Consider the following 21,283-nt stretch of genomic DNA (forward strand, 5'->3'; position numbering starts at 1 on the left):
CTCAACGATTCACCAGCTTCTTGGGCAGCGTCAACGTAAGAGCCGCACCGATCATTGCCACGCAGGCGATGAATACCACGCCATTATCGGTGCTGCCTGTGACATCCTTGACGACACCGACGACATACGGGCTGACAAATCCGCCCAGTCCTCCGAAGCAGTTGATCAGTGCCACGCCCGCTGCCATGCCGACGCCCGAAAGAAACAGTCCGGGAATCGTGAACAGCATGGACGTCGTGCTGTAGGCGCCAACCGCGGCGATCGTCAGCGACAGAAGCGCCAGCCCCATCGACCCATGGAACCAGACACTGCCAATCAAGCCGACGCACACGCAGGTGAACGGTCCGACCAGATGCCAGCGGCGCTCGCGCATGCGATCAGAACTGCGGCCGATCAGATACATCACCACGAAAGCCGCGGTGAACGGCACTGCGGTGTAAAGACCCACGTGCATGACGTCCCCCACGTTCAGCTGCTGCACAAGCGTGGGTAGCCAGAACGACACGCCGTAAGAGCAGATGGCCGAGCAGAAGCAGATGCTGGTCATCTTCCACACCCGCCGGTCTTTCAGCGTGGCCGCGAGCGACACGGTGGACTTGTCGTGGCGGGTGAGCTCGCGCTCGGCGTGGAGTTCGCCTTCCACCAACTCGCGCTCGCCCTGCGTGAGCCACGGGGCAACCGCGGGACTGTCGGCCAGATACTTCAGGCACAGCAGGCCGAGGATCAGCGACGGCACGGCTTCGATAAGGAACATCCATTGCCAGCCAGCCAACGAGTGCGCTCCGTGGCCCCATTCGATGATGGCGCCAGAAAGCGGCGCGCCGATCATGCCTGACAACGGTACCGCCCCCACAAAGAGCGCCACCATCTTCGCGCGCTTGTTTGCCGGAAACCAATAGGTCAGATACAGGATCACGCCAGGATAGAAGCCGGCCTCGGCCGCGCCCAGCAGAAAGCGCAACACGTAGAACTGCGTCGGCGTCTCGACAAAGGCAAAGCAGGCCGAAATGATGCCCCACAGAATCATGATGCGGGAAATCGTCCGCTTGGCGCCGATGCGCATCATCAGCAGATTGCTGGGCACCTCGAAGATCAGGTACCCGATAAAGAACAGTCCCGCGCCCAAGCCATAAACGGCATCGCTGAAGCCCAGGTCGTTCAGCATATGCAGCTTGGCAAAGCCGATATTGATGCGGTCCAGATACGCCGCCACGTAGCACAACATGAGAAACGGCATGATGTGCAGCGCCACCTTGCGGTAGACGGCATTCCGGTCCGGCGCATTTCCCGCGTAGGCGGGCTGAGTCAGAGTTGCTTGCACGAATTTTCCCCTTGCGGATGTCAGGCGGACGCCCCGCCCCGACTTATGGTTTGAGTTGGAAGATGGCTTCGACTTCCACCGCCATGGCCGACGGCAGCGATGAAGCGCCGGTGGCGATGCGCGCATGAAGGCCGCGTTCGCCCAGCACAGCGGTCAGCAAGTCCGATGCGCCGTCCAGGACCTTTGAATGGGCATCAAAGTCCTCGGCGCAATTGACCACACCGGCCAGCCGCACCGAGCCGGCGACGCGCGCCAGATCGTCCCCGCAGGCCTGAGCCAGATGGCCGAGCACGTTGAGCGCGCACAGGGCCGCGGCATCGCGGCCTTGCTCGACGCTTAGATCGCGCCCCACGCGGCCCGAGAACTCCAGCACGCCGTTGCGCCGCGGCGCCTGTCCCGCGACGAACAGCAAGTCTCCGGCGCGCACGGCCGGAACGTAACTGCCGCGCGGCGGATTGACCGTTGGCAATGCAAGTCCCAGTTCGGCCAGCCGACCGGAGATGGTGGTTGCGCTCATTTCAGTTGCCTCCAGTCGCCCTGATGCCCCTGCCAGTTGATCGAGTGACCCAGCGCACGCATCACACTGCCACGCAGTGCGCGAACCATCCCTGCGTACTCCTGCATGGCAATGCCGTCATGCGCTGGCTCCGGGGCCATGAACATCCCATCCACGCCGCCGCTGGCGACGCACAGCTCGGTGCTGCGGATTTCCAGTTCGGGCTCGTGGAACACCACCGGGTTCTCCAGCAAGGCAGCAAGCGCCGCCACCACGCCCGTTGCACCAAAATTGGAGATGTTCGACACCACCAGCCAGTCGGCAGCCGTGACAGCGGCGACGCCGCCGCGTCCCGGTGTGCCGGTATCCGCAGCCTTGGGTGAAAACCGTGGTAAGTCCTCGGCAATCACGCCCATGCCTAGCTCGTTGCCGCCGTCACCGATGCCGATGAACGGGATCTTTGCCGCCTGGATTTTCTCGAACAAATAGTCCAGATTGGCGACCAGCCCGTCCAGCGGGCGACCGCCCAACCCGTGGTACAGGCCCTTGGCGTTCTTCCCGGGCCGTTCGATTGCGATCGCGGCGCAGGGACGCGTTATTGTCACCAGCGCGTCGCAAACTGCGTGTGCGCCGCGATCGTCCTTGGGGACCGTCTTGATATACACCGGCCGCAAGAAATCGAAGGGCTTGATGACGCCATCTTCCGGGAACGGCATCGGCGCCAGGCCCGCGCCGCGGCAGGTGGCGATCATCATCTCCTCCCAGTCTTCGTCGATGACGATGACGGTCTCGCGACGCAACCCCAGGAAAAAGGCCCGGGCCATCAGCGCGGCACCGATCGGGCCATCGGTTTCGGGCGCACCGCCGCCTTCCGGAAAACCTGTCGCGATCAGGATCGGTCCGGCGCTTTCCTGGGTGGCCTGCTGCAACCGCTCGGCAGCGCCCATGCACGCATATCCAGGCTGTCGCGTCTGCAGCGCCTCGTAGAGATTGCCGATCAGTCCCACGCCGGTGTAGTCGACGCGCATGAAGTCGTCGATGGTGCGTGCAACGCGGTGATATGTCTTGGATTCAGAATTCAGCATGATAGGTCAGGCGTTCAAGGCCTCGATGAAAACAGGGGTATCGACGTTGCCGCCGCTCAGTACGACGACAACGGTCTTGCCCGCAACGTCAATTTTTCCCGCGAGCACGGCGGCAAGCGGCACGGCGCCGCCCGGCTCCACCACCAGACGCAGGTGTTGATACGCGGCTTTCATTGCACGCCTGACCTCGTCGTCGGTGACGACAAGGCTGCCGGAAAGCAGATCCAGGTTGATCGGAAAGGTCAGCTTGCCCGGCTTCACCACCTGCAGCGCGTCGCAGATTGACTTGGCGCCGGGCGCATTGCTTTCAGGCTGGCCGGATGCCAGCGATCGCGCCAGTTCGTCAAAGCCCGCTGGCTCACCGGCATACACCGCCGTTTCGGGCGACAGCGACTTCACGGCCGTCGCCACGCCAGCGACCAGACCGCCGCCGCTGGACGCCGCAATCACGATATCCAGCGGCGCGCCCATGTCGCGGGCCTGCTCAACGATTTCCAGGCCGACGGTGCCCTGTCCGGCCATGATGTGCGGGTCGTCATAGGGCGGAACGATCACGGCGCCGGTCCTGCCAGCGATTTCCGCGCCAATCGCTTCGCGGTCGTCCTTCTGGCGGTCGTACAGCACCACCTCCGCACCGTTCGCGCGTGCGCCTTCAATCTTGGCCCGGGGCGCGTCGGCCGGCATGATGATCGACGCCGAAATGCCTAACGTGCGAGCCACCAACGACGTGGCCAGCGCGTGGTTGCCGGATGAAAACGCCACCACGCCTGCTCGCTTTTCTGCGTCGGACAGTTGCAACAACCGGTTGACGGCCCCCCGGAACTTGAAGGCCCCGGCGTTTTGCAAGGATTCGGCTTTGACCAACACCCGCGCCCCCGTCAATGCATTGAGCGATGCGCTCTCCAGCAAAGGGGTACGCACGATGTGGGAACGAATGCGTTCGTGTGCCTGCTGCACGTCACCAAGCGTGATGGCAAAGGCGGATGTGGGATCTGCGGTATTCAAGGCTGCTCCTGGCTGAATGGGATTTTGCGCACCCATTACATCCCGGTCGTTTCATAACAACCAATCCTATCTTTGGATAGAAATCAATAAGGCAGCCTTATGGATCGCAGTTTTCCCAGGCGCGTGGACTTTCAGCGGGCGCACCAAGCCCGCGGTTATCAGGGAAACCACTAATACGTTGACGAGGTGAAAGAACTGCTACGGGCGGCCTTTTTTCCGCCCACGCGGATTGCCAGCGGATGAAGCGCGCGCAATTTCGCCGGCAAGCTCGGACAACGCCTCTTTCGTCTGTTGGTCACTGCCTGGCGCATAAGCCACGGCAAAGGACAGATCACGCAGTTGCATCTGCGCCCGCCGAACCTTCAACCGCCCCTGCGCCACTTCCTTCGCTACCGCCAACCGCGGGACAACGCATACGCCATAGCCATCCTCTGCCATGCGAACGATGGTGGACAGGGACCAGTTGGTGAAGATTCGAGGCGCGCCATGCTCGGGGGTAGTCAGTTCCCGATGAAGAAACGTATACGGGTAGGTCCGCTTGGGAAAAGTGATCAGAGGATGTCGCGCTACCTCGCTGTTCGACAAAGGTTCTTTCCCCACTTTCAGCGAAGGCGCCGACAGAAAGTTGAGTTCGTAGCTGCAAAGCGGCTTTTCAATCAGCACATCGTCATTCAATGGCCCGAGCAGGAAGGCCATGTCCAACTCACCCGACTTCAAGTTTTCGCGCAGGGTGGGCGTGATATCCACGACAAAATCGATAATCACATTGGGATAGCGCTTGCGGCATTGCTCCAGGAACTCCACCAGCCAGGTATGAACGATGGTTTCGGCAACGCCAAGACGAATGACTCCACTGATCGCCTGCTCTTCAGCTACCTTCATCATCATTTCCGAATGCAGCGCCATGAAACGCTCGGCGTACCCATACAGGACGCGGCCCTTCGCGGTGAGCTTTACCGCGCGAGATGTCCGGTCCAACGCCTTGATACCCAGTTCCTTCTCCAACGCCGCAATTCGTTGTGAGACTGCAGGCTGAGTGGTGTGCAGTTTTACCGCAGCTTTGTTGAAGCTGCTGAAGTTGACCACCCAGTAAAAGACCTCAAGGCTTTTGAAATTCATTTTGGATTTCGCGTCAGCGGGGGAGTTCGGCGGCGCCGATTCGACGGCTATTGTGCAGCCCGCAGCACGATCACAGGCGCATGGCTCGAATTTTATATTCCCGGGTGTCTGACACCCTGGTGATGGCGGGCAACGGCTAAGCGCTTGCCAGCGCGTTATGCTCCCTGGCGAAACATCCCGCTTTCCGCGGGATCCGGTCAAACAGGAGCTCCCGCAATGAATTGGCGTGTCCGCGCGGCCAGCATGGCTGCACTTTTGCTTTGCCTTGCAGCGCCTGCCTCGGCGCAATCGCCGGCCACACAGGCCGAATGGCAAAAGGCGGTCAGTCAAAAGATCCTGCGCGGCATCAGGCTCCCGGCGGCTACCCGCGAGATGAGCTCTCCTGTGGTGCTCAAGGTTCGAATCGCCATCCTTCGCGACGGCGCGATCGACACCGTCGAGTTGGTGGAATCTTCGGGCAGCGACGCCGTGGATGAGGCGACGCTCGGCATGATCCGGCGCAACGGCACGTTACTGCCCTTCTCTGCCGACATGGCAGAAGACCGGAAGGACCTGACGCTGCCCATCCGGTTTCATTTCAACGGCGATGCGCCACCAGGATTCCCCGCCACACGAACCCGGTAGCATCGACTCGTCGCTTGCGGCCCGCCGACTCTTCTGATGTGGGGCGCATGAATGCTTGCGGCGTGGCGGCGCACTCGGTGCTTGGCGAATGCCCTGACGACGTTGGCATGCGATTTCTACCTGCCGTGCCAGTACCGCTTCGCCGATTCCCGCTGGCCCCACACGGTCAACCCCTGCGGCGTCGCTTCGGCCATCACCGCCCCGTCCTTGTCGCTGCGCCAGAACCTTCCGCCAGCCCGCATCCACCGCAACTCCACCGCCCGCGCCGGATGCTTGAACCGATTCAGGTGCCCGGCCTGCGCGATGACGTGTTTGGCCTGCGCCGCCGCCACCAATTCACGGCTGGACGATGACGACGAACCGTGATGCGGCGCCAGGACGACGTCGGCATCCGCGAGCCCTTGCTCGACCAGCGCCCGCTCCTGCGCCACACCGACATCTCCCGTCAGCAACAGCGAATGCTCCTTGCCGTCCACGCGCAGCACGCAACTGTCGGCATTGCGGTCATCCGCCTTTCCTGTGCGTTCTGACGGCCCCGGATGCAGGAATGTGAATACCACCCCATCGGCCTCCCAGCGCCCTCCCCGTTCGCACCGCACCATCTCATCGGGCAAGACCGGCTGCGCGTTGCCCACGTCCGGCCACATACGGGCGTCCCGCCGCACGTAGGCCGGCAGATCGAAAGACGTGTAACTTCGCGCCACCGGCACCGCCGCCAGCACCGCACGCGTGCCGCCGACATGATCCATATCCGCGTGCGACAGCACCAGCACGTCCAGCCGTCCGATCCCCCGGGCCTGCAAGAACGGCGCGACCACCCGTTCGCCCGCATCGCTGCCGCCATAGCTGCGCGGCCCGGCGTCAAACAATAACGACTGGCTGGCCGTCTCCACCAGGATCGCGCTGCCCTGCCCCACGTCCATCGCGCTCATGCGCCAGTAGCCGGGTTCGGGCTTATCCGGCCGCCAGAACAGCAACGGCAACATGCAGACCCATCCCAGATGACGCCCCGGCCACCCGCGTGCCTGCAACGCCCACGCCATGCCCGCGACCGCCAGCAGCAGCCACATCCAACCAGCGGCCGCAACCGGCACGCTGGCCCAGCTTGCGTTGCCCACCCATGCCACTGGCACCATGGTGAGGTCGAAAGTGTCCAGTCCTGCCTGCCCTGCCCACGCCGCCAACGTTTCGGCACCCGGCAGGCACGACAGCGCCGCGCACAGCAACGCCAGCGGCGTCACGATAAAGGTCACAACGGGTATGGCCACGGCATTGGCCAAAGGCGAGCCCAGCGACACCTGATGCACCAGATATGCCAGCAACGGCATCAGCCCAATAGTCACCAGCAATTGCACGCGCACGGCCTGCCCCAGCCGCGTCGCGCAGCGCGCGCGCCAGCCAGCGTCGACATCAATCGGCGCGGCAGCGATGCGCAACAACACTGCTACCGCGCCGAACGACAACCAGAAGCCCGCGGCCATTGGCGCCCACGGGTCCAGCGCCACCACGGCGGCCGCTGCACACGCCAGCACACGGCCACCCGACAACGGCAGCCGAGACAACGCCGCCGCCAGCACCACCAGCAACATGAAGAACGTGCGGCGCGCCGGCACGCCCCACCCCGCAAGCAGGCAATACATCAGCGCAACCAGCGCGGCCACCGCCCCGCCGGCGATGCGGGCCGGCATGCGCTCCGCCATTCCCACTCCCCGCCAGCGCAGACGTCGCCACAGCGCCGACGCGAGCAGACCGCCAATGCCCGCAATCGATGTCACATGCATGCCGCTGATCGACACGAGATGCGTGATGCCGCTGCGGTTGAATATCCGCCAGTCGTCGCGCGACACACCAGCCTGATCGCCAATCGCCAATGCAATCAACACCGGCGCATAACGATGCGCGCCCAGCGCCGCACGCATGCCTTCGCGCACGTGATGCCGCGCACGTTCAATTGCGATGCCGGGCGACGCCCATGGCCGGTCATCCAGCAACACAGGTTGTCCACGCACGGTGCCGGTTGCCCGCACGCCGCTGGCAAACATGCGCCCTTCGATGTCGGGTCCGGCCGGGTTGAGCAGGCCATGCGGTCTGCGCAGCACCAGCGCCATCCGCCAGACCTGCCCCGGCAGCACCTGCGGCACACGTTGGTTGGCGCCGGCGCCCGCCTGCCAGGTGACCTGGATCCGTTTTGGGATGCCCGATCGTGCCGGCTCAGCCAGTTCGGCCAGAAAGCGCTGACGCTGCGCATCGCCGTCCGGCAACGCCACCACGCGCAAGACTAGACGCGACACCTCGTCCTGGTGAACGTCCGCCAGCGCATCGTCAAGGCGATGCTGTGCTTGCAGCGCGGCATTCAGCACACCCGCCAACAACCCCGCGATCACCGCTGCCCCGGTCGCCGCGAGCGGACGCGTTGCTCCCGACGTGAACCAGAGCGCCCCTGCACAACCGCATGCGAGGATCCACAGCGCGTACGCCGGCGGCAGGGCAGGCAGAATCTGCACCCACGCAGCGCCCGCCACGAATGCCAGACAGAATGATCGCCCGTTGATGTCGGCCTCCCGAAAGCCCACAGCTTAGGGGGACAGAAACGCAGCTGATCGCGCAGTGAACGCGCTTGTCCACCGCGGCTGACCGCAAGGCCTGCGCCGAGACCCTTACCCCGCTGATTGATCCGCAACCCTACCCAGGCACGCCACTTGCTGAGTCTCCAATTCCCAGGCGGCCTGCGCCGCCTGTTCCTTCCAAACCAAGGAGACCAACATGGCTGAACATGTAATCAAGGTGCTGAACAATCTGATCGAGACGTCGAAGAACGGCGAAAAGGGCTTTGCCGCGGCCGCTGAAGACGCCAAGGCGCCCGAGATGCAGGAGCTGTTCCGCAACCGTTCGCGCGACTGCGCGGCCGGCGCCACGGAGTTGCAAACCCTGGTGACCCAACTGGGCGGCGAGCCCGAGGACAGCGGCACGGTGGCCGGCGCCATGCATCGTGGCTGGACCAACATCAAGGCGGCGGTATCCAGCCGCACCGACCTGACGCTGCTCGAGGAATGCGAGAAAGGCGAGGACGTGGCCAAGGCGGACTACGAAAAGGCGCTCAAGGAAACCCTGCCCGACAACGTGCGCGCCGTTATCGAACGCCAATATCAGGGCGTGCTGCGCAACCACGACCAGATCCGCGATCTGCGTAATCGCTTCCGCGCTGCGACCTAAGCACTTCAAGCTGCAATACGCGTTGTATTGAGACCGCCCGCCCGCCGCAATATGCGCCGGGCGGGCGTTGTATTGCATGGCTTCGGCTACGTAAGCTCGCCGGACTAATAATGCACCGGCGCATGACGTGCATTTTCTTCAATGTGTCCGCAAACCCTACTCAATCTGGCCACACGCAATCTGCCGATTCCGGATGTGCCGACTGCCGCCGGACAGGGCTATCCGAAGCGCCGGCGCGGACCAGCACCTTCACCGCATCAGCTCGGCATAAACCTGCTTGAACAACGCAAAACGATCTTTCAGACCCACCAGCCCGCCATTGATCCGCCGTGTGATCCTGGCGAAATCCTCCAGGTCATCGTCATGCGTACGGTCGTCCGCCAACTCATTCAGCCCGCGAGACTGCCAATACCACCCGGCGCTCAGCGCAGCCCATTTCGGATCGGACAGCAACTCGGGCGTCTCAAGCAAATTGAGACCCATGGCGTCGCCGGCCGAGTCGTAATTGCTGCGCCCCGTCAGCTGGATGATGCCCCTGCCCCGATACCGGAAGCCGTCGTTGCTTTGCGCATCGCCATTACCCATCCGATTCGCATACACCAGATTCGCCAGTCCTTGCGGATTGTTCACATACGGCATGGCCGACGCTTCATCGGGAAATCGCTTTGGCCACACCTTGGTCAACCGCGCGGCGGTTGAGTAATTGAGGTTTTCCTCGATACGGTTGTACTGGCCCGATTCATACCCCGTTTGCGCCAGAAAGCTGGCGATGCGATCCGGCGTTTCGATTTCGTATTTCTGAAATGCGGGAGCCAATGCGTCGGCCCACGCACCGGGGGTTTTGCAGTTGGGAAAGATGCGTTGGAGTTGTTCTGCACTCAGCATGGCGGTCACCTGCTTGCATAGGAAGTCATCACGCCCCGCCGATACCGTCGCGTGTGCATTCATCACGGCGATCAAACGCGGGTCAATGATTGTGAGCCGGGCGTGACAGCCGCCAATACCTCAAATTGAGTATGTGGATCGATCCGGCACGAATTGGCCGCTTGACACCTGCCCGGTTCCGCCGGGAACATACGCCAACCACCCGGGGAGCTTCGCCAAGAAGCTGAGAATCCGTTGGCCTGCCGTCCTATGGCAGGCAATGCACGGCGACCCGTCGAACCTGATCCAGATAACGCTGGCGTAGGGATGGTGCGTGTGCCGCCGCATGCGCGTCCCACGCCCCAGGACCGCCCGGCATGACGCATCCCGACCTGCATTCCCTCTCCCACCAATCCCAGGACCTGCTCGGCGCCGTCCGCCGCGACGCGCCGCTGGTGCAGTGCCTGACCAATTTCGTCTCCATGAACTACGCGGCCAATGCGGTCCTCGCCATCGGCGCGTCGCCCGCCATGGTGCACGCCGAAGAAGAGGCGCCCGAATTCGCGCGCTTTGCCGGCGCGGTGGTCATCAATATCGGCACGCTGTCTTCGCCCTGGCTGCGGAGCATGCTGCTGACGGCGCAAGCCGCGGTGGACGCCGGCACCCCCTGGGTTCTGGATCCCGTGGCGCATCACGCAACCGCCTTTCGCCGCGATGCCATTCAGCGGCTGCTGGACCTTGAACCCGCCATCATCCGAGGCAACGCATCCGAGATCATCGCCTTGGCCGGCGGCCACAGCGCCGGCAAGGGCGTGGACGCCCGCGACGCCGTGGCGCAGGCCGAGCAGTCAGCCCACGACATCGCAGCGCGCCGCAAGAGCGTGGTCGCGGTCACCGGCGAAGTCGATTACGTCACGGACGGCACGCGCGCGGTACGCATTGCGGGCGGTTCGCCGCTGATGCCCCGCGTGACGGCCACCGGCTGCGCGCTCAGCGCCGTGGTCGGCGCCTTTGCCGCCGTATCGAAAGACGATCCCTATGTGGCGGCAGTGGCCGCGCTGTCGTGTTTCGGCATCGCGGGCGAGCGCGCCGCGGTACACGCCGACGGGCCGGGTTCTTTCGCCTGGCGGTTCCTGGATGCGCTGGCGGCGCTGGACGCGGATTGCCTGACCCGCGAATCCCCGCTGCGTTGATTTGACACCGTGCATGTCACGGGTAGGTCACACACCGTCCCCAAAATTCCTCCCTTCAACACGGAGGAAAGACGGTGAAGCCAAACCTACGCAAGATCTTTGCAGTGACCGCCAGCTTCGCGCTGGTGGCCGGCCTGTCCGCCTGCGGCGGCGATGACGATGACGACGACACCGCCGCGCCCGAGACCCCGCCGCAGGCCAGCGTGCCCCAAGGCACGACGCTGGACCTCGCGATCCTGGGCACGACCGACCTGCACGCCAATGTGCTGGGTTACGACTACTACAAGCTTGCCGAAGACAAGAGCTACGGCATGGACCGCACGGCCACGCTGATCGCCAATGCGCGCAAGCAGTATCCGAACACGCTGCTGCTGGACAACGGCGACACGGTGCAGGGCACGGCGCTGTCGGACTATCAGGCGCTCGTGTCGCCCGTCCAGTGTTCCGACATGATCGCGATCTACAAGCAGATGAAGCTGCTGTCGTACGACGCGGCCACGATGGGCAATCACGAGTTCAACTACGGCCTGCCCTATCTGTCGCAGATCACCAATGTGGACTTCGGTCTGGCCGGCATCGGCAAGGGTACGGCACAGACCAACCCGGCGGGCGCCAAGGATTGCGCGGCGCCGGCGTTCCCGTTCGTGTCAGCCAACGTCGTGTCGGCGGCCTCCAAGCAGCCGATCTTCAAGCCTTATGTGCTGCTTGAAAAGACCTTCACCGCCACCGACAGCGCGGGCAAGTCCATCGACGTGCCGCTCAAGGTGGGCGTGATCGGCTTCGCACCGCCGCCCATCATGCAGTGGGACAAGGCGAATCTGGAAGGCCACGTGGAAGTCACGGGCTGGAAGGAGACCGCGGCGCGCTACGTGCCGGAAATGAAGGCCGCGGGCGCGGACCTGGTGGTGGCACTGGCGCACGGCGGCATCGACCTGGCCACGCCCTACAGCCCCGACATGGAAAACGGCGCGGGCTATCTGAGCCAGGTGCCCGGCATCGACGCGCTCATCACGGGCCACCAGCATCTGCTGTTCCCCGACACGAACGAGAAATCGCAGTTCGCGGGGCAACCCGGTGTCGAGCTGGCAAAGGGCCTGATCAATGGCGTGCCGACCGTGCAGGCCGGCCAGTGGGGCAACAACCTCGGCCAGATCACGCTGAAGCTCGCGTATGACCAGGGCTGGAAGGTGCAGAAGGAGGCGACGCAGGTGCAGCGCATCTCCACGCGCCTGACCGCGCAAAGCGGCTCCACGCCGGCGACCTACGTGGCGCCCGACGCGGCCGCACAGCAGCTGGTTCAAGCCGAGCACGCCGCGACGATCGACTACGTGAAGACGCCGATCGGCCAGAGCCAGTTCGACATGGCCACGTACTACGCGTTGGCGGGCGACGTGTCCGCGCTGCAGATTGTGAACATGGCGCAGATCGATTACCTGACGGACTACATCGCCAAGAACAGCCCGTCGTACGCGGGCCTGCCGATCCTGTCGGCCGCCGCGCCGTTCAAGGGCGGGCGCAACGGTCCCGGCGACTTCACGTATGTGAAGCAAGGCAACGTCGCGATCAACAACGCGGCCGACCTGTACCTGTACCCCAACACGCTGCAAGTCGTGCGGGTCAGCGGCGACATCGTGCGCCAATGGCTGGAAAAGACGGCCGAGCAGTTCAAGCAGATCGACCCCGCACAGGTCGCGCCGCAGGATCTGATCGACACCGGCTTTCCGACGTTCAACTTCGACGTGCTGTATGCGGCCGGCAATGCGCTGCAGTATGAAATCGACGTGACCAAGCCGAAGGGCTCGCGCATCACGGCGCTGACGTACAACGGCGCACCGCTGGATCTGAATGCGCAATTCCTGGTGGTGACCAACAACTACCGCGCCAGCGGTGGCGGCGACTTCCCCGGTCTGGCCGGCGGCAAGGGCGACATCGTGCTGCAGGCGCCGGACGCCAGCCGCGACGTGTTGATCAGCTACATCAAGAAGAACCCCACGCTCGACCTGGCCACCTACGGCCTGGACCGCAGCTGGCGTTTCGCGCAGGTCAGTTCGCTGGCCGGACCGGTGGTGTTTTCGTCGGTGCCGGGCACGCTGGCGATGGCCACGGCGCATGACGTGACCAACGTGTCGGTGTTTGACGCCACACCCGATCCCGTGACGCAGCTGTCGCGTTACGCGATCGATCTGACGCAGTAAGCGGTTCGATCCGGCGGGCGCCCTGCAGTGGGGCGCCCCGCCTCAGCGGTAGTACACGCAGATGCGCTTGCCGCCGATCTCATGCACGTCGATCGGCAGTTCGTACAGATCGCTCAGCACGTCGGGCCGGATCAATTCCGCCGGCGTGCCGTGCCGGGCGATCCGCCCCTGCCGCATTGCCACGATGCGGTCCGCGTAGCTGGACGCAAAGTTGATGTCGTGCAGCACCAGCACCACCGTCTTGCCCAGTTCGTCCGCCGCGCGCCGCAAGGTGCCCATCATGGCGACGGCATGCTTCATGTCCAGGCTGTTCAAGGGCTCGTCCAGCAGCACGTAGCGCGTATCCTGGCACAGCACCATCGCCACGAACGCGCGCTGGCGCTGGCCGCCGGACATCTCGTCCAGATAACGGTCCGCCAGCGGCTCCAGGTTCAGGTACGCAATGGCCTGATCGATGTGGACCTTGTCATCCATCGTCAGCCGCCCGCCCGTGTGCGGGTAGCGGCCAAACGCCACCAGGTCTTTCACCGTCAACCGCAGCGGCAGGTGGTTGTCCTGGCGCAGGATGGCCAGGCGCCGCGCCAGTTCCCGGCTGTCGGTATGCGTGACGTCCAGGCCTTCCACCAGCACGCGGCCCGCGCTCATCGGCAGCAGCCGGCTCACCATCGACAGCAACGTCGACTTGCCCGCCCCGTTCGGCCCGATGATGGCGGTGACGCCGCCGGCCGGCAGGTCCAGGCTGACATCGTCGATCACGACGGTGTCGCCGTACTGCTTGCTGACGTTCTGGATTTCTATCATCGGCGCCCCCTGCGCAAGATCAGGACGAGAAACATCACGCCGCCCACGAATTCAATCACCACGCTGACCGTGGTGTTCAGCCCCAACACGCGCTCCAACAGCGTCTGGCCGCCCACCAGGAAGATGACGCTGAGTAGCGTCGCGGCCGGCACCGTGTACCGATGCCTGTCCGATCCCATGGCTTGGTACGCCAGGTTGCTGACCAGCAGACCAAAGAACGTCACGGGACCGACCAGCGCCGTCGAGACGGACACCAGCACCGCGATCGTCGCCAGGGTCACCATCAGCGTGCGGCGATAGTTCACGCCCAGGTTCAATGCCATATCGCGCCCCAGCGCCAGCACGTCGTAGCGCCGGCGCATGCGCCAGACGAAAAGCGACGCGGCGCAGACCGCCCCGAAAGCGATTGGCAGCAACTCCACGCGCACCGAATTGAAACTGGCGAACATGCGGTCCTGCAGCACCAGGAATTCATTCGGATCGATCAACCGCACGACGAAACTCGACAGGCTGCGAAACAGCAGTCCGAAGATGATGCCCACCAGCATCATCAAATGCAGGCTGCGCACAGCGTCGGAGAACAGCCAGCGGAACAGCAGGCACGCGAACGCCGTCATCGCGCACACTTCCAGCAGGAATGCGGCGACTGGATGATTGGCAGTCGCCGCCGCCTGCCCGAAGCCGAACACCACCACGGCCTGGATCAGCAGATACAGGGCGTCGAAGCCCATGATGGCGGGCGTAAGGATGCGGTTATGCGTGATGGTCTGGAACAGCACGGACGACACCGCCACCGCATACGCCACCAGCAGCATGGCCAGCAGCTTGCCGCCGCGGAAGGGAATGACGAACGACCATTGGCCATTTGCGCCCAGCGTCATGAAGGCAACGATGCAGAGCAGCGCACCGGCGCCCAGCGCGGTAAGACGCCATGTCTGCGGCGGGCGCGGAGCTATGTGGGAAGTCGAGGCGATTTCAGCCAAGGCGGTTCCTCCGCGTGCGCAGCAGCCACAGGAACAGGATGCTGCCCAGCACGCCGACTACCGTTCCGATGGGAATCTCGTAGGGGTGGATGACCAGCCGGCCGATGATGTCGCAGGCCAGCACGAACACGCCGCCCAGCAATGCCACCCAAGGAATGGCGCGTCGCATGTTGTCGCCCAGCAACAGGCTGACGGCATTGGGCACGATGAGGCCCAGGAACGGAATGCTGCCGGCCGTCACCACTACCACGGCCGAGATGGCGGAAACGATCAACAGGCCGACCAGCGTCAGCCGCGCATGGTTCAGTCCCAGGTTGGACGCGAACTCGCGGCCCATGCCCGCCACCGTATAACGGTCGGCGGCGGCATACGCGGCGCACGCCAGCGCAAAGCCGATCCACAGCAGTTCATACCTGCCGCGCAGCACGCCGGAGAAGTCGCCGGTGGTCCACGCATGCAGGGACTGCAACAGGTCGAAGCGATACGCCATGAAGGTGGTGACCGCCTGGATCACGCCGCCCAGGATCAATCCGATCAGCGGCACGATGAATGGCGTGCGCAGCGGCACGCGGCGCAATAGCGCCAGAAACAGCAAGGTGCCCGCCAGCGCAAAACCCGTAGCCGTCAGCATCTTGCCGATCACGGACGTATCGGGCGCCAGCAAGGTGACGACCAGGATGCCGAGGGTGGCGGATTCGACGGTGCCGGCCGTCGTGGGCTCAACAAACCGGTTGCGCACCAGCATCTGCATGATGAGACCGGCGACGGCCAGCGCCGTGCCTGCCAGCAGCAGCGCAAGGGTGCGCGGGACGCGGCTGACCAGCAGCAGCCGCCACGCGCGCTCGCCCTCTTCGCCGCCGTTCCATAGCGCGGCCCAATGCATCTGGCCCGCGCCCAGGCTGACGCTGGCCGCGCACAACAGCAGCAACACCACCACCACGGCCGTCAGGCCACCCCACCCGCTGATTGCGCGCCGCCAGTTCACCGGCAGCCCTTCCCGTCTTGCATGCTGCTTACTTTCCTTGCGACAACGCCGCGGCGATCTGATCCACGTTCTGCTGCATGGCCGTCAGGCCCGCGCTGCCGAGCAGATACCAGTTGAAGCCGTTCAGGTAGACCACGCGCTGGTTCTTCCACGCCTTGGTCGGACGCACCAATTCGTTGTCCAGCATGCGCTGCGCCGACACGCCTTCGCGGCCGATGGCGGCGTCGCGGTCGATCACGAACAGCCAGTCCGGATCGGTCTGGGCAATGAACTCGAACGAAATCGCCTGGCCGTGGTTGGACACGTTCAGGCCCGTCGCGGCGGGCTTCACGCCGAAGGCGTCGTGGATCACGCCAAAGCGCGAGCCCGGGCCGTAGGCGCTCATCTTGCCGCCGGTCGTCAGCACGATCAACGCGGTGCCGGCGTTGGCGGCCTTGCCTTTCAACGAAGCGATGGACGCGTCCAGCGCGGCCAGCTTCTCCTTGGCCACGCCTTCTTTGCCGTACAGCGCGGCCAGCGTTTCGGTGTTGCGCCGGACGCTGCCGACCAGATCCTTGGCGTCTACCGTCAAATCCACGGTCGGCGCAATCTTGGACAGCTCGTCGTACTTGGGCGCGGAGCGGCCGGCCACGAAGATGACTTGCGGCGCAGCGGCGTGGATGACTTCGTAGTTGGGCTCGAACATCGTGCCCGCCTTCAGATACCGCTTGTCGGCGAACTGGCTGAGCTGCGGCGGCAGCTTGGCGGCGCTGGGCACGCCGATGGGGTCCACGCCGAGCGTGTGCAGGGTGTCCAGCACGGCCAGATCCAGCACGATCGTCTTGGACGGATTGGCCGGCACGGCGGTTTCGCCGCGTGCGTGCTTGACCGGCGTGGTGGACTGCGCGGCGCTCACGGCGGCCGCGGCGCTCAGTGCCAGCGCCACGCCGGCCCGGGTTGCCCAGCGGCGGGCGGCGCCCGCCTGTTTTCCATTGTTCATGCAAACCTCTCTGTGGTGGGACGCCAACGGCGCCCCGTCATAATTCAGAACTTCACGCCCACGCCCAGCCAGTAACGGCGGCCGTCTTCGACGTAGCCGAAGTCGTCGTAGGCGACCTGCTTGTCGAACAGGTTGTAGATGCCGGCATACACCGACACGGTCTTGTTGACGGCGTACGAACCGCCCAGGTCCACGAACGTGTAGGACGGCGCGACCAGCGCGTCCGACGACGGGCCCGTGGTGGGCTGGCTTTCGCGGCCGCGAAAGTTCACGCGCGCCCACGCCTGCAGCGCGTCGGAGGGCTGCCAATTCACAGTGGTCGTGAACAGATGCTTGGGCAACTGATTCAGCGGCTCGCCCTTGTACTGGCCGGACTTCTGCTCGGACTTCGTGAACGTATAGCTGCTGGTCATCGACCAGTCGGCGGCCAGCGGCAGCTTCAGGCTGGCTTCCACGCCGCGCGACACGGCCTTGTCCACGTTCATGTACGTGGTGGGATCCGAACCGAATTGGTTGGGACCGTCCGTGCACTGCGACAAGGGGCAAGCCACGCGGGTGATCTTGTCCTTGAAGTCGTTGTTGAACAGCGTGACGCCGGCGCTCATGCCTTCGCCGTCGTCATACAGCAGGCCGATTTCCTGCGTCACCGACTTTTCGGGCGTCAGGTCCGGGTTGCCGTACATGTTCCCGCCGCGGCTGGTCTGGCCCCAGCCGGCCACGGTCTGGCGCAGGTCCGGCGCGCGGAAGCCGGTGGACACGCCGCCCTTCAGGGTCCAGCGTTCGGCCATGTGCCACACGCCGTACAGGCGGGGGCTGAAGTGGCTGCCGAAATTCTCGTCCTCGTCCATGCGCAGGCCCGTCGTGACGGCAAAGCTTTCGGTCAGGCGCCATTCGTCCTCGGCGAACAGTGCCCACTGATAGCGGTCCACCTTGCTCGGGCCGTTGGGCAACTGGTTGCCATTCTGGTCATGCAGACGCTGGCTGAGGTAGCTGCCGCCCAACGTCAGCATGTGCGAACCCAGCGGCAGCGACCAGCTCGTCTGCAGGTCCAGATTCTTGATCTTCATCTGGCGCGAGCGGTTGTCGAACTCTTCCTGCTGCACGTAGCTGTCGGACACGCCCCAGCCCCAGCGGCCGGTGTGCGACAACGCCCACTTGCTGCTGCGGTAATCGGTTTCGGACGACGCCGGGCAACCCGTGCGCGGGCACGCCGTGCCAGGCGGCAGCGGCTCGACGGTCTTGCCCAGGGTGTCCTGGAACTTCTGACGCATCGTGGTCGCTTCCAGCACGATGTCGTGATCGCGGTTGGGCGTAAGCGCCAGCTTGGCGGTCACGCTTTCGGCGTTGCGCTTGCGGTAGCCGTTGTAGATGTTGTCTTCGTCGCGCTGCGTGGCCTGGCCGTAGATCTGCAGACCCAGCAGGTCGTTCTTGATCGGCCCGGCCAGGTAGAAGTTGCCCTGGTAGATGTCGCCTGACTTGCTGCTCTCCTGGATCGTCGTATCCATGCGGATTTCGCCGTGCCATTCGTCGGGGACTTTGCGCGTGATGATGTTGATTACCCCGCCCATGGCGTCAGACCCGTACAGCGACGACATCGGACCGCGCACCACTTCAATGCGCTCGATGGCCGACAGCGGCGGCGTCCAGCCGCCCTCCACGCCCGTGGAGTCCGAGTTGGTGCGGGTTTCGCGCGAGCTCTGGCGCTTGCCGTCGATCAGGATCAGCGTGTACTTCGGGCCCATCCCGCGCAGGCTGATGTCCTGGCGATCGCCGCCGCCCGTGACGATGACGCCGGGCACTTCCACCAGCGCGTCGTTCAGGTCGCGGTAGAACTTCTTGTCCAGATCTTCACGCGTGATGACGCTGATCGAGGCCGGCGCATCCTGGATGCGTTGCTCGAAACCGCTGGCCGTAACGACCACCGTGTCCATCGTCGTGGTGGCGTCCGCGGCCTGCGCCCAGACGGCGGACGGCCCCAGGCCAAAACCCGCGGCGCACAAGGCGGCGGCCAGTTGCGTGCGCGACGCGGCGATGCGCTGGCCGGCGGCCAGATCTTTCCTGCTCATGATTCCAACTTCTCCCGTCCCCGGTTTGCACTGCGCCCCACGCGCCGCACTACCCGGCTCCCACTTATTAATGAAAACCATTCTCATATTAGAATTGGGGCTTGCAGCACGCCGCAACACGCTTTCCGCAACTTTTATCTTCTTTGCATTTCTTGACACTCCGGCGCGCAGCGTTCGGCCAAACTGCCGGATGCTCGACGCCCAACACGCATGCCTTTCACTCATTCAGCGGTGGCGCGCCGCATCCTGCTGATCGACGACGACGTCGAGCTGGCGCAGATGCTGCGCGAATACCTGGAACCCCATCAATGCCAGCTGACGCTGGCGCATACCGGCTCGCAAGGCTTGTCCTTGCTGGCGCAGGACGATTTCGACCTGGTGCTGCTTGATCTGATGCTGCCCGACGGCAACGGGCTGGATCTGCTCAAGCACTATCGCCAGCGCTCGCGCCGCCCGGTCATCATGTTCACCGCGCACGGCGGCGAGACCGACCGCGTGCTGGGTCTGGAGTTCGGCGCCGACGATTACCTGGCCAAGCCCTTCAGCCCGCGTGAACTCAAGGCGCGCGTCACGGCCGTGCTGCGCCGCTTCGAGGAAACGCCCGTCCCTGCCAGTCCGTCGCTGAGCCTGGGCGCCCTGTCGCTGGACCCGGCCACCGGCCGCGCGCGCATGGGCGCCGACGAAGTGATGCTGACCGGCGCCGAACAGCGCATCCTGGAAATCCTGATGCGCACGCCCGGCCAGGTGATCGCGCGCGACCAGATCGGCCTGTACGCGTTGGGCCGAGCCCCGGACCGCTACGACCGCAGCATCGACACGCACATCAGCAGCCTGCGCAAGAAGCTGCGCCTGGATCAACACGCCGACACGCTGTCCATCCGCAATCTGCGCGGCCTGGGCTACGTGCTGGCGGGTGCTGCGTGATGACGTTGCTGCCTGCCCGTTCGCTCTTCTGGCGCGCGTTCCTGACGTTCTGGGGCGCCATGGCGGTCATCCTGGTCTGCGGCATGGTGCTGACGGCGTCGGTGGCCTGGTACCGCTTCAATTCGCTGGATGGCCTGAATCCCGGCAACCTCACGCGCGACGCCGCGCAGGTCGCGCGCACGCAGGGCGCAGAAGGCCTGGAACGTTGGGTCCGCGCCATGGACGACAACTATTCGGCGCTGAAGATCTATGTCCTGGACGCGCAGGACCAGGAGATCCTGGGCCGGCGCCTGCCCACGCGCCTGTATGACTGGCTGGTGGCGTACCGCGCCGCGTCTGACCGGTCGCCGCAGTCCGACTATGTGCCGGCGGATCCCGCGGGCGAACGCGTGTCGTGGTGGGAGCCGCAGATCCTGATCCTGCCGGACGGCTCGGAACTGCTGATGCTGTTCCTGCCGTTCGATTCGTCGCGCTGGGAGGTGCTGGCGCTGTCGCCCGTCGCGCTGGCGCTGCTGCTGTTCGCGCTGGCGGTGACTGCGCCCTTCTGCTGGGCATTGACGCGCCACATCACCGCGCCGCTGGCGCAATTGCGCGAGACCACGCACGCCCTGGCCGCTGGGCAACTGGATACACAAACACCGCCGAAGCTCGCCACGCGCCAGGACGAACTTGGCCTGCTGGCGCGCGACTTCAACGCGATGGCCGTGCGTCTGAAAGCGCTGGTCGATACGCGCGAACAACTGCTGCACAACGTAGCGCATGAACTCCGGTCACCGCTTGCGCGCCTGCGCCTGGCTTCCGAACTGGCGCGGCGCAACGACGAACGCCGGGATCTGCAGCTGGACCGCATCGAACGCGAATGCGAGCGGCTGGACGCCCTGGTGGGCAACACGCTGCGGCTTGCCCGCGTGGGTGCGTTGCCCGTGCCGACGGATCCGCTGAATCTGTCGGACGTGGTGGCCGGCGTCGTGGATGATGCGCGCTATGAGGCCGAGGGGCGGCATCTGCAGATCGATTGGGACACGCCCGCGCCGATCCTCATCGCCGGCGACCGCGCCAGCCTGGCCAGCGCCATCGAGAACGTGCTGCGCAACGCCCTGCGCTTTGCGCCTGCGCACAGCGTCATCCGTGTGCGGCTTCTGACGAGCGCCAGCGAAGCCAGCCTGGAGATCGAAGACCGCGGCCCGGGTGTCGCCACGCAGGAGCTGGCCTCGCTTTTCGAGCCGTTCTATCGCGCGGGCTCTGCCAGCACCGCCAACACGCCGGGCGGCGGCGCGGGACTGGGTCTTTCCATCGCGCAGGCCGCGATCGCCGCGCACAAAGGATCGATATCGGCCCGCAACGTCGCCCCGCATGGCTTGAGCGTGCGCATGGATCTGCCGCTGTTATCCGCCGCCGTGGCGCGTCCCGTTTCGGGTTGACGCCACGGA

At 64.7% G+C, this 21,283-nt stretch carries 18 protein-coding genes and 1 riboswitch; of the genes, 6 read left to right on the forward strand and 12 right to left on the reverse strand.

The annotated features are described in order from the left end of the window. Position 1: 1 nt before the first annotated feature. From B2W22_RS08345 to B2W22_RS08365, 5 genes are all read right to left on the reverse strand, one after another. A complete protein-coding gene (locus B2W22_RS08345) occupies positions 2-1,321 on the reverse strand; it encodes an MFS transporter (protein WP_286937178.1) in 1,320 nt (439 codons plus the stop codon). Positions 1,322-1,364: 43 nt separating this feature from the next. Next, positions 1,365-1,838, reverse strand: coding sequence for a RidA family protein (locus B2W22_RS08350; RefSeq protein ID WP_175121122.1), 474 nt, complete (start codon positions 1,836-1,838; stop codon positions 1,365-1,367). Further along, positions 1,835-2,902 (reverse strand): DUF4392 domain-containing protein, encoded by a 1,068-nt coding sequence (locus B2W22_RS08355; RefSeq protein WP_175121121.1) that lies wholly within the window; start codon positions 2,900-2,902, stop codon positions 1,835-1,837. Before B2W22_RS08355 ends, B2W22_RS08350 begins: the two co-directional genes overlap by 4 nt. A 6-nt stretch (positions 2,903-2,908) precedes the next feature. Continuing rightward, positions 2,909-3,907 (reverse strand): threonine ammonia-lyase, encoded by a 999-nt coding sequence (locus tag B2W22_RS08360; protein ID WP_254594836.1) that lies wholly within the window; start codon positions 3,905-3,907, stop codon positions 2,909-2,911. 198 nt (positions 3,908-4,105) lie between these two features. After that, the gene (locus B2W22_RS08365; RefSeq protein ID WP_286937180.1) at positions 4,106-5,026 is read right to left on the reverse strand and encodes a LysR family transcriptional regulator; all 921 of its coding nucleotides are present in this window, start codon (positions 5,024-5,026) and stop codon (positions 4,106-4,108) included. Positions 5,027-5,242: 216 nt separating this feature from the next. Between B2W22_RS08365 and B2W22_RS08370 the strand changes: the two genes are divergently transcribed. Then, positions 5,243-5,650, forward strand: coding sequence for a TonB family protein (locus B2W22_RS08370; protein ID WP_175123364.1), 408 nt, complete (start codon positions 5,243-5,245; stop codon positions 5,648-5,650). Positions 5,651-5,766: 116 nt separating this feature from the next. Here B2W22_RS08370 and B2W22_RS08375 read toward each other — a convergent pair whose 3' ends face one another. Next, positions 5,767-8,154, reverse strand: a complete 2,388-nt coding sequence (locus B2W22_RS08375) for a DNA internalization-related competence protein ComEC/Rec2 (RefSeq protein WP_286937182.1) — start codon at positions 8,152-8,154, stop codon at positions 5,767-5,769. A 259-nt stretch (positions 8,155-8,413) separates the two neighbouring features. Here B2W22_RS08375 and B2W22_RS08380 point away from each other — a divergent pair, with 259 nt between their 5' ends. Beyond that, positions 8,414-8,863 carry a PA2169 family four-helix-bundle protein gene (locus B2W22_RS08380; protein WP_175123369.1) on the forward strand — a complete coding sequence of 150 codons (450 nt, stop codon included), beginning with the start codon at positions 8,414-8,416 and terminating at the stop codon, positions 8,861-8,863. Between the two features lie 249 nt (positions 8,864-9,112). Here the strand turns inward: B2W22_RS08380 and B2W22_RS08385 are convergent, their stop codons facing one another. Next, on the reverse strand, positions 9,113-9,814 hold the full coding sequence (locus B2W22_RS08385) for a glycoside hydrolase family 19 protein (protein ID WP_224776692.1): 702 nt from the start codon (positions 9,812-9,814) through the stop codon (positions 9,113-9,115). 127 nt (positions 9,815-9,941) lie between these two features. Next, a riboswitch (TPP riboswitch) is annotated at positions 9,942-10,073 on the forward strand. Between the two features lie 31 nt (positions 10,074-10,104). On the opposite strand from B2W22_RS08385, the gene thiM reads away from it, so the two are divergent. Then, a complete protein-coding gene (gene thiM, locus B2W22_RS08390; protein ID WP_286937184.1) occupies positions 10,105-10,920 on the forward strand; it encodes a hydroxyethylthiazole kinase in 816 nt (271 codons plus the stop codon). Positions 10,921-10,994: 74 nt separating this feature from the next. Then, complete coding sequence (locus B2W22_RS08395) at positions 10,995-13,115, forward strand: 5'-nucleotidase C-terminal domain-containing protein (RefSeq protein ID WP_286937186.1); 2,121 nt, start codon at positions 10,995-10,997, stop codon at positions 13,113-13,115. Between the two features lie 42 nt (positions 13,116-13,157). Here B2W22_RS08395 and B2W22_RS08400 read toward each other — a convergent pair whose 3' ends face one another. From B2W22_RS08400 to B2W22_RS08420, 5 genes are all read right to left on the reverse strand, one after another. Then, a complete protein-coding gene (locus B2W22_RS08400; RefSeq protein WP_286937187.1) occupies positions 13,158-13,916 on the reverse strand; it encodes an ABC transporter ATP-binding protein in 759 nt (252 codons plus the stop codon). Then, complete coding sequence (locus tag B2W22_RS08405) at positions 13,913-14,797, reverse strand: iron chelate uptake ABC transporter family permease subunit (protein WP_286937347.1); 885 nt, start codon at positions 14,795-14,797, stop codon at positions 13,913-13,915. Before B2W22_RS08405 ends, B2W22_RS08400 begins: the two co-directional genes overlap by 4 nt. Before the next feature lie 94 nt (positions 14,798-14,891). Next, positions 14,892-15,884 (reverse strand): ABC transporter permease, encoded by a 993-nt coding sequence (locus tag B2W22_RS08410; RefSeq protein WP_286937188.1) that lies wholly within the window; start codon positions 15,882-15,884, stop codon positions 14,892-14,894. A gap of 28 nt (positions 15,885-15,912) precedes the next feature. Continuing rightward, positions 15,913-16,863 carry a siderophore ABC transporter substrate-binding protein gene (locus B2W22_RS08415; protein WP_175123375.1) on the reverse strand — a complete coding sequence of 317 codons (951 nt, stop codon included), beginning with the start codon at positions 16,861-16,863 and terminating at the stop codon, positions 15,913-15,915. 44 nt (positions 16,864-16,907) lie between these two features. Continuing rightward, on the reverse strand, positions 16,908-18,929 hold the full coding sequence (locus tag B2W22_RS08420) for a ligand-gated channel protein (RefSeq protein WP_286937189.1): 2,022 nt from the start codon (positions 18,927-18,929) through the stop codon (positions 16,908-16,910). A gap of 210 nt (positions 18,930-19,139) precedes the next feature. On the opposite strand from B2W22_RS08420, the gene B2W22_RS08425 reads away from it, so the two are divergent. Together B2W22_RS08425 and B2W22_RS08430 are read left to right on the forward strand one after the other, a co-directional pair. Then, positions 19,140-19,853, forward strand: a complete 714-nt coding sequence (locus tag B2W22_RS08425; protein WP_175138330.1) for a response regulator transcription factor — start codon at positions 19,140-19,142, stop codon at positions 19,851-19,853. Continuing rightward, positions 19,853-21,274, forward strand: a complete 1,422-nt coding sequence (locus B2W22_RS08430) for a sensor histidine kinase (protein ID WP_286937190.1) — start codon at positions 19,853-19,855, stop codon at positions 21,272-21,274. Before B2W22_RS08425 ends, B2W22_RS08430 begins: the two co-directional genes overlap by 1 nt. Positions 21,275-21,283: the final 9 nt, after the last annotated feature.

It is taken from the genome of Achromobacter sp. UBA4530 (genome assembly GCF_002388205.1).
GTDB lineage: Bacteria > Pseudomonadota > Gammaproteobacteria > Burkholderiales > Burkholderiaceae_B > Achromobacter > Achromobacter animicus.

What these genes read in the sequence shown, in the direction of transcription:
- B2W22_RS08350 (WP_175121122.1), bottom strand. Translation starts at nt 1,838, where the DNA reads ATGAGCGCAACCACCATCTCCGGTCGGCTGGCCGAACTGGGACTTGCA.
- B2W22_RS08355 (WP_175121121.1), bottom strand. Translation starts at nt 2,902, where the DNA reads ATGCTGAATTCTGAATCCAAGACATATCACCGCGTTGCACGCACCATC.
- B2W22_RS08365 (WP_286937180.1), bottom strand. Translation starts at nt 5,026, where the DNA reads ATGAATTTCAAAAGCCTTGAGGTCTTTTACTGGGTGGTCAACTTCAGC.
- B2W22_RS08370 (WP_175123364.1), top strand. Translation starts at nt 5,243, where the DNA reads ATGAATTGGCGTGTCCGCGCGGCCAGCATGGCTGCACTTTTGCTTTGC.
- B2W22_RS08380 (WP_175123369.1), top strand. Translation starts at nt 8,414, where the DNA reads ATGGCTGAACATGTAATCAAGGTGCTGAACAATCTGATCGAGACGTCG.
- thiM (WP_286937184.1), top strand. Translation starts at nt 10,105, where the DNA reads ATGACGCATCCCGACCTGCATTCCCTCTCCCACCAATCCCAGGACCTG.
- B2W22_RS08400 (WP_286937187.1), bottom strand. Translation starts at nt 13,916, where the DNA reads ATGATAGAAATCCAGAACGTCAGCAAGCAGTACGGCGACACCGTCGTG.
- B2W22_RS08405 (WP_286937347.1), bottom strand. Translation starts at nt 14,797, where the DNA reads ATGACGCTGGGCGCAAATGGCCAATGGTCGTTCGTCATTCCCTTCCGC.
- B2W22_RS08415 (WP_175123375.1), bottom strand. Translation starts at nt 16,863, where the DNA reads ATGAACAATGGAAAACAGGCGGGCGCCGCCCGCCGCTGGGCAACCCGG.
- B2W22_RS08420 (WP_286937189.1), bottom strand. Translation starts at nt 18,929, where the DNA reads ATGAGCAGGAAAGATCTGGCCGCCGGCCAGCGCATCGCCGCGTCGCGC.
- B2W22_RS08425 (WP_175138330.1), top strand. Translation starts at nt 19,140, where the DNA reads ATGCCTTTCACTCATTCAGCGGTGGCGCGCCGCATCCTGCTGATCGAC.
- B2W22_RS08430 (WP_286937190.1), top strand. Translation starts at nt 19,853, where the DNA reads ATGACGTTGCTGCCTGCCCGTTCGCTCTTCTGGCGCGCGTTCCTGACG.